This is a genomic window from Burkholderia sp. R-40 (assembly GCF_049942845.1).
GTDB lineage: Bacteria > Pseudomonadota > Gammaproteobacteria > Burkholderiales > Burkholderiaceae > Burkholderia > Burkholderia ambifaria.
Genome location: NZ_CP187967.1, coordinates 2465605 through 2478129, shown reverse-complemented (window position 1 = coordinate 2478129; position 12525 = coordinate 2465605). Strand labels below are relative to the sequence as shown.

The following is a 12525-nucleotide window of genomic DNA, read 5'->3' as shown; positions in this document are numbered from 1 at the left end:
ATCAAAGGTGGGAATCCGCACTTGCTGACCGTCGCAATATCGATACTAGTCCGACTAGCGTTCGCGCCGAAAACGCGCCGGCGGTTCGGCCGCGAGCGGCAGGTCCGCGGTGTTTGCGTCCGGCAGCGGATACGGACGGTTCTTCCGTTGCATGCGCAGCGGAACCGGGCCCCGTTCGCCGATGGTCGGCTTGTCCGCACGCTCACGGTTTGCCAGCAGCACCTCGAGATGCGGCGACAGCCAGCCGTTGTAGATCGCGACGGCCGCGGCCCGGTTTGCCGCGCCAAGCTGCTGGAAGATGCTGGCGAGGTGGATCTTTACGGTGCCTTCGCTGATGCCGAGCGTGCGGGCGATCATCTTGTTGGTGTTGCCCATGTGGACGAAGCGCATGATCTGCGCCTGTCTCGGCGACAGGAGGCGGCTTGCCGGGCGGCGCGGCAGCGATCCGGCGAGCGTCTGGAAATGGGCGTCGTGGCGGGCCGCGGCGGCGGACGGCAGCAGGCTCAGCGCAATGGGCGGAATGTAGTGCCCGCCCAGCAGCACCATTTCGAGAGCTCGCACGATCAGGTGCGGCCGCATGGAGTGCGGAATCACGCCCGCGACGCCATAGTTGTAGAAGCGCTGGATGGCTTCCGGCGTGGATTCGTCGATCAATACCGCGGCGGGCGTCGGCGAGCAGGCGCTGCAGAGTGCCTGCAGTTCGCTGAGCCGGCCGACGTCCGGCCAGTTGATTGCAACGAGGTCGAAACGCTGGGCGCGCAGCAATCGGCGCGCCTGGAAACCGTCGGGCGCATCGTTGATGCTGGCGTGACGGTCGATCTGCCGCAGCAGGGCCTTCAGTCCGTCACGCCGTTCGGCGTCTGAGTTCAACACCAGGAATCGCATATTCAAGCTCCATAAGGTGAGTCATTGATCTATCGTCGGCATGTCTTGGCTTGGATCCGATCATGACAAAGACCTTACACGATGTCTGCTTGGCTGAAAGGCTTAGGAAAAGTCCGAAATTTTGAATGGAGGGAAATGCGGGCGAGAAAAAAGCCGCTCCGGCAGGAACCGGGAGCGGCTTGGTCGGGCAGGCTCGACGAGCCTGCGGTGCGCGGATCAGTGAAAGTGCGGCTGGGCCGGCGATGCGTCTTCCGGCATTTCGGCGTGGACGATCTCGCCGAGTGGGTCCGCATAGAGCGGCACGCCGCAGTCGTCGCAATACTCGGGCTCGAAGCGGCCTGCGTGCCGCCGGACGTCGGTTACGCCGCATTCCTTCAGCAGACTCACGATTTCCTCCATCGGCCCTTCCATCGGCGCTTCGCCTTCGAGCGTCGCGTTGTCGGTCGACACGTCGCCGTTCTCGCGGCCGTAGAGCGGCCACACGACGCCATAGATCACGTCGTTGCTGGCGCGTCGCGTGAAGCCGACGCGATACTCGTCGATCCGGCGCTCGCCGAAGCCCGCGACCACGGCGCGAAGTTCCTGCGGTGCCGCACCAAGTGTGTCGAAAAGATAACGGATGGCCGTTCGGACCGTGTGCGGACGGATCCTCTCGTCCGCATCGCGGCAGGCCGAGTAGTACGCGTCCGGAAGCAGGCATTCGAACTCGCAGCCGGGGAGGGCGACCGACAGGCTCGGGCCGCCCTGGGCGGTCCACTGCTCGAGACACTGGCCGCGTTCGATCCGGTTGCCGTGCTCTTCTTCCTGCCAGCGGAACAGCGGTGCACCGGCCGGCGCGGCCACCACGGCGAGCAGGAAGCGCGGGTCGGCGAGGATCGGCGAAGTTTCGGGCAGGTCGCCGAAGCTCAGCTTGGCGGCGTGCTGGCCGATTGCCGCATGCGCGAGTTGCTGGGCGAGCCGGTAGGTCTCGACGTGGTGGCGCGGCAGCTGGTCGATGCTGTACAGGAACGGGGCCAGTCCGACGAGCGTGCCGCTCGCGAGCACGTGCGCCTGCAGTTGCGTGCGCAGTGCGTCGGCGACATCGCCTTTCAGCGGGCCTGACGGAATCATGTAGCGCGTCCACGCGAGAACGGGAACGGCCACCAGCAGTGCATCGTACGGCTGGCCGTCGTGCTCGATCACCATCGATTCACTGTGCGTCTCGGCCATGTCGGCGAGCGCGCCGTAGGCATCGGGGTGGTTCTGCTGCAGATGGTCGAGTGCCGCGTCGAGCGTGGTCTGGTTGCCGTTGCGAACGATCTTGGCGAGCAGTGCGTCGAGCTTCGCTTCCCAGAAGCGATCCTCGATGCGGCTGCCCGAGGCGAAGAGCGCAAGCGACAGGCCGACCAGTTTGTCGGCGTCGGGGGGGAGGCGTTTGGCGATTCGCTGGCGCATATTAAATACGTATAGAAAGGGGCGAAGAGCCTCACATTCTAGTCCGTTCTTTGCACCATAAGCGGCCTTGTGCTTCGGCATGGCCGGAAGGCCGTCTCGACGGGGGTGAAGAAAAATCCATCAAACCCCTTGCGCGGTTCGAGGCGGATGCCTACAATCACGCCTCTTTCGCGCTAACGGAAACGCGGCGCGGGAGGAAGGGAAGCGGTGCTGACGAGGAAGGTTGTAGAAGCCCTGGCGCACACGAAGTTGAACCCCTCGCCGTCGCAACGAAGCAGTTCAGAAAGTTGTTGACGAGCGAAGAAAGACGGTTCATAATCTCGCTTCTCTGCTGCTGAAAACGCAGCGCTGCTGAGAAACAGAAGGTTTCTCGCAGAATGCTCTTTAAAAATTAACAGCCGATAAGTGTGGGCGCTTGATGGAAGCGAGCTGATCCTCGGATCAGATAGCGAAAGTATCAAGAGTCTCACACTAAAGTAAGTCAGGTTTATGAAGTGATTCATATTCCTGTCAGCTTTGAGTGAGCGACCGGTTCTTAACCGAACCGAAAACAGTAACAGGTTTAAACTGAAGAGTTTGATCCTGGCTCAGATTGAACGCTGGCGGCATGCCTTACACATGCAAGTCGAACGGCAGCACGGGTGCTTGCACCTGGTGGCGAGTGGCGAACGGGTGAGTAATACATCGGAACATGTCCTGTAGTGGGGGATAGCCCGGCGAAAGCCGGATTAATACCGCATACGATCTACGGATGAAAGCGGGGGACCTTCGGGCCTCGCGCTATAGGGTTGGCCGATGGCTGATTAGCTAGTTGGTGGGGTAAAGGCCTACCAAGGCGACGATCAGTAGCTGGTCTGAGAGGACGACCAGCCACACTGGGACTGAGACACGGCCCAGACTCCTACGGGAGGCAGCAGTGGGGAATTTTGGACAATGGGCGAAAGCCTGATCCAGCAATGCCGCGTGTGTGAAGAAGGCCTTCGGGTTGTAAAGCACTTTTGTCCGGAAAGAAATCCTTGGTTCTAATATAGCCGGGGGATGACGGTACCGGAAGAATAAGCACCGGCTAACTACGTGCCAGCAGCCGCGGTAATACGTAGGGTGCGAGCGTTAATCGGAATTACTGGGCGTAAAGCGTGCGCAGGCGGTTTGCTAAGACCGATGTGAAATCCCCGGGCTCAACCTGGGAACTGCATTGGTGACTGGCAGGCTAGAGTATGGCAGAGGGGGGTAGAATTCCACGTGTAGCAGTGAAATGCGTAGAGATGTGGAGGAATACCGATGGCGAAGGCAGCCCCCTGGGCCAATACTGACGCTCATGCACGAAAGCGTGGGGAGCAAACAGGATTAGATACCCTGGTAGTCCACGCCCTAAACGATGTCAACTAGTTGTTGGGGATTCATTTCCTTAGTAACGTAGCTAACGCGTGAAGTTGACCGCCTGGGGAGTACGGTCGCAAGATTAAAACTCAAAGGAATTGACGGGGACCCGCACAAGCGGTGGATGATGTGGATTAATTCGATGCAACGCGAAAAACCTTACCTACCCTTGACATGGTCGGAATCCTGCTGAGAGGTGGGAGTGCTCGAAAGAGAACCGGCGCACAGGTGCTGCATGGCTGTCGTCAGCTCGTGTCGTGAGATGTTGGGTTAAGTCCCGCAACGAGCGCAACCCTTGTCCTTAGTTGCTACGCAAGAGCACTCTAAGGAGACTGCCGGTGACAAACCGGAGGAAGGTGGGGATGACGTCAAGTCCTCATGGCCCTTATGGGTAGGGCTTCACACGTCATACAATGGTCGGAACAGAGGGTTGCCAACCCGCGAGGGGGAGCTAATCCCAGAAAACCGATCGTAGTCCGGATTGCACTCTGCAACTCGAGTGCATGAAGCTGGAATCGCTAGTAATCGCGGATCAGCATGCCGCGGTGAATACGTTCCCGGGTCTTGTACACACCGCCCGTCACACCATGGGAGTGGGTTTTACCAGAAGTGGCTAGTCTAACCGCAAGGAGGACGGTCACCACGGTAGGATTCATGACTGGGGTGAAGTCGTAACAAGGTAGCCGTATCGGAAGGTGCGGCTGGATCACCTCCTTTCCAGAGCTTCTCGCAAAGTTGAGCGCTCACGCTTATCGGCTGTAAATTAAAGACAGACTCAGGGGTCTGTAGCTCAGTCGGTTAGAGCACCGTCTTGATAAGGCGGGGGTCGTTGGTTCGAATCCAACCAGACCCACCATTGTCTGGCGGTAGGTACATCCTGAGGTCATCTGTACATGGGGGCATAGCTCAGCTGGGAGAGCACCTGCTTTGCAAGCAGGGGGTCGTCGGTTCGATCCCGTCTGCCTCCACCAATCCTCAATGACAAGCGTTCGACGTAGTCGAATTTTTGTCATTGGCGATTGAGCCAGTCAGAGTGATATCAACAGATATCGGCTGTCGTTCTTTAACAATCTGGAAGAAGTAAGTAATTTGGATAGCGGAAGCGTCTTGAGATGGACGTGAAAGCTATCCGGGTTGTGATTGTATCGATGTATCTCAAGATGATTCGAACTCTATGTTTGACTCAATTGGAATACGGCACAACGCGAGAACTCAACCTGTAGCGACTGTCGCGAGACAGACTCGTTATAGGGTCAAGCGAACAAGTGCATGTGGTGGATGCCTTGGCGATCACAGGCGATGAAGGACGCGGTAGCCTGCGAAAAGCTACGGGGAGCTGGCAAACGAGCTTTGATCCGTAGATGTCCGAATGGGGAAACCCACTCCTTTTGGAGTATCCATGGCTGAATACATAGGCCATGCGAAGCGAACGCGGTGAACTGAAACATCTAAGTAACCGCAGGAAAAGAAATCAACCGAGATTCCCAAAGTAGTGGCGAGCGAAATGGGATGAGCCTTGTACTCTTTATTTGTATTGTTAGCCGAACGCTCTGGAAAGTGCGGCCATAGCGGGTGATAGCCCCGTAGGCGAAAACAGTATGAAAGAACTAAGTGTACGACAAGTAGGGCGGGACACGTGAAATCCTGTCTGAAGATGGGGGGACCATCCTCCAAGGCTAAATACTCGTGATCGACCGATAGTGAACCAGTACCGTGAGGGAAAGGCGAAAAGAACCCCGGGAGGGGAGTGAAATAGATCCTGAAACCGCATGCATACAAACAGTCGGAGCCTCGCAAGGGGTGACGGCGTACCTTTTGTATAATGGGTCAGCGACTTACGTTCAGTAGCAAGCTTAACCGTATAGGGCAGGCGTAGCGAAAGCGAGTCCGAATAGGGCGTTCAGTTGCTGGGCGTAGACCCGAAACCAAGTGATCTATCCATGGCCAGGATGAAGGTGCGGTAACACGTACTGGAGGTCCGAACCCACTAACGTTGAAAAGTTAGGGGATGAGCTGTGGATAGGGGTGAAAGGCTAAACAAACTTGGAAATAGCTGGTTCTCTCCGAAAACTATTTAGGTAGTGCCTCGTGTCTCACCTTCGGGGGTAGAGCACTGTCATGGTTGGGGGGTCTATTGCAGATTACCCCGCCATAGCAAACTCCGAATACCGAAGAGTGCAATCACGGGAGACAGACATCGGGTGCTAACGTCCGGTGTCAAGAGGGAAACAACCCAGACCGCCAGCTAAGGTCCCCAAATATAGCTAAGTGGGAAACGAAGTGGGAAGGCTAAAACAGTCAGGAGGTTGGCTTAGAAGCAGCCACCCTTTAAAGAAAGCGTAATAGCTCACTGATCGAGTCGTCCTGCGCGGAAGATGTAACGGGGCTAAGCTATATACCGAAGCTGCGGATGCGTGCTATGCACGCATGGTAGGAGAGCGTTCCGTAAGCCTGCGAAGGTGCGTTGAAAAGCGTGCTGGAGGTATCGGAAGTGCGAATGCTGACATGAGTAGCGATAAAGGGGGTGAAAGGCCCCCTCGCCGTAAGCCCAAGGTTTCCTACGCAACGTTCATCGGCGTAGGGTGAGTCGGCCCCTAAGGCGAGGCAGAAATGCGTAGCTGATGGGAAGCAGGTCAATATTCCTGCACCATTGTTAGATGCGATGGGGGGACGGATCGCGGAAGGTTGTCCGGGTGTTGGAAGTCCCGGTCGCTGCATTGGAGAAGGCACTTAGGCAAATCCGGGTGCGTAATTCAAGGGTGTGGCGCGAGCTCCTTAGGGAGCGAAGCAATTGGAAGTGGTTCCAAGAAAAGCCTCTAAGCTTCAGTCTAATGATGACCGTACCGCAAACCGACACAGGTGGGCGAGATGAGTATTCTAAGGCGCTTGAGAGAACTCGGGAGAAGGAACTCGGCAAATTGGTACCGTAACTTCGGGATAAGGTACGCCCTTGTAGCTTGATGCGCCTGCGCGCAGAGGGTGAAGGGGTTGCAATAAACTGGTGGCTGCGACTGTTTAATAAAAACACAGCACTCTGCAAACACGAAAGTGGACGTATAGGGTGTGACGCCTGCCCGGTGCCGGAAGATTAAATGATGGGGTGCAAGCTCTTGATTGAAGTCCCGGTAAACGGCGGCCGTAACTATAACGGTCCTAAGGTAGCGAAATTCCTTGTCGGGTAAGTTCCGACCTGCACGAATGGCGTAACGATGGCCACACTGTCTCCTCCCGAGACTCAGCGAAGTTGAAGTGTTTGTGATGATGCAATCTACCCGCGGCTAGACGGAAAGACCCCATGAACCTTTACTGTAGCTTTGCATTGGACTTTGAACCGATCTGTGTAGGATAGGTGGGAGGCTATGAAACCGGAACGCTAGTTTCGGTGGAGCCGTCCTTGAAATACCACCCTGGTTTGTTTGAGGTTCTAACCTTGGCCCGTGATCCGGGTCGGGGACAGTGCATGGTAGGCAGTTTGACTGGGGCGGTCTCCTCCCAAAGCGTAACGGAGGAGTACGAAGGTACGCTAGGTACGGTCGGAAATCGTGCTGATAGTGCAATGGCATAAGCGTGCTTAACTGCGAGACCGACAAGTCGAGCAGGTGCGAAAGCAGGTCATAGTGATCCGGTGGTTCTGTATGGAAGGGCCATCGCTCAACGGATAAAAGGTACTCTGGGGATAACAGGCTGATACCGCCCAAGAGTTCATATCGACGGCGGTGTTTGGCACCTCGATGTCGGCTCATCTCATCCTGGGGCTGTAGCCGGTCCCAAGGGTATGGCTGTTCGCCATTTAAAGAGGTACGTGAGCTGGGTTTAAAACGTCGTGAGACAGTTTGGTCCCTATCTGCCGTGGGCGTTGGATATTTGAAGGGGGCTGCTCCTAGTACGAGAGGACCGGAGTGGACGAACCTCTGGTGTACCGGTTGTCACGCCAGTGGCATCGCCGGGTAGCTATGTTCGGAAGAGATAACCGCTGAAAGCATCTAAGCGGGAAACTCGCCTTAAGATGAGATATCCCTGGGGACTAGATCCCCTTGAAGGGTCGTTCGAGACCAGGACGTTGATAGGTCAGGTGTGTAAGCGCAGTAATGCGTTCAGCTAACTGATACTAATTGCCCGTAAGGCTTGATCCTATAACAAGTCTGTTTCGCGCTGACAGAGCGCGTCGGACAAGTTGGATTCTCGTGTGTGATACACACAACTCAAAATTACTGCTTCTTCCCAGATTGGTCGCGTTGCGAAGCAACGTGACAACCCTCTTTGCCTGATGACCATAGCGAGTCGGTCCCACCCCTTCCCATCCCGAACAGGACCGTGAAACGACTCTACGCCGATGATAGTGCGGATTCCCGTGTGAAAGTAGGTAATCGTCAGGCTCCCTAAGCCAAGAACCCCCGCCCGAAAGGCGGGGGTTTTTGCATTGGCGCGACGGAAATGGCCAACGCAGCCCGACAAGGATCTCATCGCCGTTGATCTTGCCCTCATGGCCCACGCGGGAACGAAATCACGCGATTTGATACGATCGAAGTGTCGTCGACCGCTTCGTGCGTCGACGTTCGTGTTCGACTAGAGCTTGATGGAGGGAGGGCAGGAATGAATATCGGCGACGCGTCGCGCGAATCCGGCGTCAGCGCAAAAATGATCCGGTACTACGAACAGGTCGGCCTCCTTGCGCCGAGCAAGCGTAGCGACGCCGGATACCGGATCTACGGTTCGGACGAAATCCATATCCTGCGTTTCATCCGCCAGGCGCGGCGGCTCGGCTTTCTCGTCGAGGACATCCGCAAGTTGCTGATGCTCTGGCAAGACCGCTCCCGCGCCAGTGCCGAAGTGAAGTCGATCGCCCTCGAACACGTGGCCGAACTCGACAAGCGGATCGCGGAATTGAGCGACATGCGCAATACCCTGGCCGATCTCGCCGCGCACTGCCATGGTGACGGGCGCCCGGAATGCCCGATCTTGGCGCGTCTCGCCGATCCCGTCGGTGAACCAGATTAGTGCATACCCTCGAGGTCGAAGAGGGGCCTCAATTCAATCTCCTTATAATTCAATGAGTTGACGGAGATGGTTCACAAACCATTCCGTATTGGAATGGTTGCGATGCAAGCATTTCATTAGCATCTTGGTGCGACATCGCTATAATTCGGGATAACCCTATACGGGAAATCCCTGAATCTCGAATTCGCCAGGGTTCCCCTTCCTTGGAGAAAGTCATGATCGCCTACATCGTCGAAAAGCTGAGCAACTGGTTCGAATCCGCAGAGCGCGAGCGCCGTGAGGCTTACCTCGCTACGTCGTCGGATATCGTCCAGCTCGAGAGCCGCATCCGTTCGCTCGAAACCAACGGCTACTCGCTGTAAGCGGAGTACCGTCAGGTGCCGTGTGGCACCGAGCGAAAAAGCAAGCCCCGTATTGACGGGGCTTTGTTTTTTTGTGCGCCGGATCTGGCGAAATCGTCAGCGTGGCGCTATGGTATGCACCTGCTTTTCCATAGGAAGATTACGACCATGCGCTTGCGTCTCGATGTGCGTCACGCTTCCCGTGCGCGTCTCGTTCTGGGCGCTGCGGTGCTCGTTCACGGCATCGCGGCCGGTGCGGCGACTTCGTCCAAGCCGTTGATTCTCGATACGCAACGGGGGATCCAGGATGGCCAGGGCGGCCTTGTGTTGCAAACGGCGCCGTTATCGTCCGAGCCGATTGTCGAACCCGCGGGCATGCGAATGCCGGCCGGGCAGGGGCCGAATTCGTCGGTCCCGTTGTTCGTCGCGCCGTATATCAATGTGCCGGGCTGGGGTGCGTCGCGTGCGAATCAGGCAAGACCCGCCCCGAGACTGCAACCGTAACGGCCCGCCGCCCGCTCAGTTCCCGCGGTGCTCGATCTCGCATCGGGCGCCGCTGTCCTGTCCCAGACGTTCGACGAGGTAGGGCAGCGCTTCGTTCATGCTCTGTGCGAGCGTGTACGGCGGATTCAGGATGAACATTCCGCTGCCGTAAAGTCCCAGGCCATCTGCCGGCGGATTCGATACAGTCAACGTCAGGTGCAGCCAGTTGTTCGGCTGCAGGCGCTTGAGCTGTTCAGGAAAACGCTGCGACTCCACCCGCGCAACCTGCGGATACCAGATCGCATAACACCCGGTGGCGAAACGCTTCAGGCATTCCGTTACGCAGGTCACCGTGCGCGTGTAATCTTTCTTGTCCTCATAGGACGGATCGATCAGCACGAGCGCGCGTCGCGGCGGCGGCGGCAGCAGCGCCTTGATGCCCTCGAAGCCGTCACCGGCGTAAATCATCGCGCGTCGCCCGGCGTCGCGGAAGTTGTGACGCAGCACGTCGATTTCCGTCGTGTGCATCTCGAACAGGCGCATCCGGTCCTGCTCGCGCATCGCGCGCCATGCGAGATACGGCGAGCCCGGATAGTAGTGCAGCTCGCCGTCGTCGTTCAGCGCGCGCACCTCGTCGATGTAATCGCCGAGCGCCTCCGGCAGGTTCTTATCGTTCCACAGCGGGCCGATGCCGGTGTCGAATTCCCCCGTTTTGGCCGCATAACCCTCGCGCAGCGAATACACGCCGGCGCCGGCGTGCGTGTCGATGTACCAGTACGACTTGTCTTTCTTGTTCAGGTAGCGCAGCAGCTGAACGACGACGGCGTGCTTGAGCACGTCCGCGTGGTTGCCTGCGTGAAAACCGTGACGATAACTGAGCATGGCTGGCTGCCTGAAACGAAGGATGAATCGATGAAAACGGACGATCGCGCGCGGCCGTCAGGCCGCACGCCAATGCGGCCGCGTATTGTACGCGAGTGGACGTGAGTCGCCTTACTCGTATGCGTCGCCGACGGCCTCCTCGATGCGTTGCCTGACCTCCGGCGTCAGCTTGGCGGCGACGTCGAGCGCGCGCATGTTGTCGCCGATCTGCTCGATCCGGGAGGCGCCCGTAATGACCGAACTCACGCGCGGATTCGCGAGCACCCACGCGATCGCGAGCTGGGCGGTGCTGCAACCGAGTTCGGCCGCGATCCCGCCGAGCCGTTCGACCGCATCGTTGCTGGTCGGGTCCGTCAGCCGATCGCGGAGCCAGTCGTAGCCCTGCAGTTCCGCGCGGCTGCCCGGCGGTACGCCATTGCGGTACTTGCCGGTGAGCAGCCCCGATGCAAGCGGGCTCCAGGTCGTCAGGCCGAGGCCGTAGTCGTCGTAGAGCCGCGCGTATTCGCGTTCGACCCGGGTACGGTGGAACAGGTTGTACTGCGGCTGCTCGACGACCGGTTTGTGCAGATGGTGCCGCTCGGCAATCTCATACGCCGCGCGGATCTCGTCGGCGCTCCATTCGGAGGTGCCCCAGTACAGCGCCTTGCCGCGCACGATCATGTCGCTCATCGCCCACACCGTTTCCTCGATCGGCGTGTTCGGATCCGGGCGATGGCAGTAGACGAGGTCGACATAGTCGAGCTGCAGCCGGCGCAGCGAGCCGTCGATCGCGTTCAGCAGATATTTCCGGTTCAGCGTGTGGTACTGATTCGGGGCTTCCGCGAGCCCCCAGAAGAACTTCGTCGACACGAGGTAGCTGATGCGCGGCCAGCCGAGCGACTTGAGCGCCTGGCCCATGATTTCCTCGGATTTGCCGCCCGCATAGACCTCGGCGTTGTCGAAGAAATTGACGCCCGCATCGCGGGCCGCCGCGAGGCATTCGCGGGCGGCCCGCTGATCGACCTGGTTGCCGTAGGTGACCCACGAGCCGAGCGAAAGCTCGCTGATCTGGAGGCCGGAGCGGCCTAGCCGTCGATAGTGCATGAAAATCTCCCGCGACTCGGAACCGACCTTAAGCTTAGACGTTTTGCGCGCGAACGGCGGGGCCGATCGTGCACAATAGCGGCTGGCCCGCCGGCACGAGCCCGCGACGAAAGCGGATGCGGCGGGGGCGCGCTTTTTCGATCCGATAACGGAAGGAGACGGACATGGCAGCAGATCTGAGCGGCAAGACCGCAGTCGTCACGGGCGCCGCAAGCGGCATCGGCAAGGAAATCGCACTGGAGCTCGCCAAGGCGGGTGCGGCCGTCGCGATCGCCGACCTGAACCAGGACGGCGCGAACGCGGTTGCCGACGAGATCAACAAGGCAGGCGGCAAGGCGATCGGCGTCGCGATGGACGTGACCAACGAGGATGCCGTGAACAGCGGCATCGACAAGGTCGCCGAAGCGTTCGGCTCGGTCGACATCCTCGTGTCGAACGCCGGCATCCAGATCGTCAATCCGATCGAGAACTATTCGTTCTCCGACTGGAAGAAGATGCAGGCTATCCACGTCGACGGCGCGTTCCTGACGACGAAGGCCGCGCTCAAGCACATGTACAAGGATGATCGCGGCGGCGTCGTGATCTACATGGGTTCGGTGCACTCGCACGAAGCGTCGCCGCTGAAGTCGGCCTACGTGACGGCCAAGCACGGCCTGCTCGGCCTCGCGCGCGTGCTGGCGAAGGAAGGCGCGAAGCACAACGTGCGCTCGCACGTCGTGTGTCCGGGCTTCGTGCGCACGCCGCTGGTCGACAAGCAGATTCCGGAGCAGGCGAAGGAGCTCGGCATCAGCGAAGAGGAAGTGATCAAGAAGGTGATGCTCGGCAATACGGTCGACGGCGTGTTCACGACGGTGCAGGACGTCGCGCAGACGGTACTGTTCCTGTCGGCGTTCCCGAGCGCCGCGCTCACGGGGCAGTCGGTCGTCGTCAGCCACGGCTGGTTCATGAAGTAACGGAGTCCGGCACGGGCGGTCGCCACGCGTACCGTTCGTGCCGAGCCGTCGCCGGCAATGCACGAAGCCATAAAAAACGCGCTCCG

Annotated in this window: 8 protein-coding genes, 2 tRNA genes and 3 rRNA genes; 9 read left to right on the top strand and 4 right to left on the bottom strand. The window is 58.8% G+C overall.

The features are described from left to right. Window positions 1-54: 54 nt before the first annotated feature. Together ACP26O_RS11450 and ACP26O_RS11445 are read right to left on the bottom strand one after the other, a co-directional pair. Complete coding sequence (locus ACP26O_RS11450; RefSeq protein ID WP_105830683.1) at window positions 55-885, bottom strand: LuxR C-terminal-related transcriptional regulator; 831 nt, start codon at window positions 883-885, stop codon at window positions 55-57. 216 nt (window positions 886-1101) lie between these two features. Next, entirely contained in the window at window positions 1102-2319 is a 1218-nt protein-coding gene (locus ACP26O_RS11445) for a DUF2863 family protein (RefSeq protein WP_105830682.1), read from the bottom strand. 564 nt (window positions 2320-2883) lie between these two features. On the opposite strand from ACP26O_RS11445, the gene ACP26O_RS11440 reads away from it, so the two are divergent. The 8 genes from ACP26O_RS11440 to ACP26O_RS11405 all read left to right on the top strand — a co-directional run bounded on the left by ACP26O_RS11440 (window position 2884) and on the right by ACP26O_RS11405 (window position 9542). Continuing rightward, window positions 2884-4416 (top strand): 16S ribosomal RNA (locus ACP26O_RS11440). Between the two features lie 62 nt (window positions 4417-4478). After that, a tRNA-Ile gene (locus ACP26O_RS11435) sits at window positions 4479-4555 on the top strand. 39 nt (window positions 4556-4594) lie between these two features. After that, window positions 4595-4670 (top strand) — tRNA-Ala (locus ACP26O_RS11430). 280 nt (window positions 4671-4950) lie between these two features. Beyond that, a 23S ribosomal RNA gene (locus tag ACP26O_RS11425) occupies window positions 4951-7832 on the top strand. A 130-nt stretch (window positions 7833-7962) separates the two neighbouring features. Next, a 5S ribosomal RNA gene (gene rrf / locus ACP26O_RS11420) occupies window positions 7963-8075 on the top strand. The 16S, 23S and 5S rRNA genes sit together here with 2 tRNA genes alongside, the layout of an rRNA operon. Window positions 8076-8292: 217 nt before the next feature. Continuing rightward, entirely contained in the window at window positions 8293-8697 is a 405-nt protein-coding gene (gene cueR, locus ACP26O_RS11415; RefSeq protein WP_105832843.1) for a Cu(I)-responsive transcriptional regulator, read from the top strand. A gap of 215 nt (window positions 8698-8912) precedes the next feature. Next, window positions 8913-9059, top strand: coding sequence for a DUF3563 family protein (locus tag ACP26O_RS11410; protein ID WP_006478295.1), 147 nt, complete (start codon window positions 8913-8915; stop codon window positions 9057-9059). Between the two features lie 114 nt (window positions 9060-9173). Further along, window positions 9174-9542: a hypothetical protein gene (locus ACP26O_RS11405; protein ID WP_175656185.1), complete on the top strand. Its 369-nt coding sequence runs from the start codon at window positions 9174-9176 to the stop codon at window positions 9540-9542. Window positions 9543-9557: 15 nt separating this feature from the next. On the opposite strand, the gene ACP26O_RS11400 is transcribed toward ACP26O_RS11405, so the two are convergent. Beyond that, entirely contained in the window at window positions 9558-10403 is an 846-nt protein-coding gene (locus ACP26O_RS11400) for a 23S rRNA (adenine(2030)-N(6))-methyltransferase RlmJ (RefSeq protein ID WP_175666700.1), read from the bottom strand. A 111-nt stretch (window positions 10404-10514) separates the two neighbouring features. Beyond that, window positions 10515-11486: a potassium channel beta subunit family protein gene (locus ACP26O_RS11395; RefSeq protein ID WP_175666701.1), complete on the bottom strand. Its 972-nt coding sequence runs from the start codon at window positions 11484-11486 to the stop codon at window positions 10515-10517. Window positions 11487-11650: 164 nt separating this feature from the next. Here ACP26O_RS11395 and ACP26O_RS11390 point away from each other — a divergent pair, with 164 nt between their 5' ends. Beyond that, window positions 11651-12439, top strand: a complete 789-nt coding sequence (locus ACP26O_RS11390; RefSeq protein ID WP_126228211.1) for a 3-hydroxybutyrate dehydrogenase — start codon at window positions 11651-11653, stop codon at window positions 12437-12439. The last annotated feature ends 86 nt before the right edge of the window (window positions 12440-12525 follow it).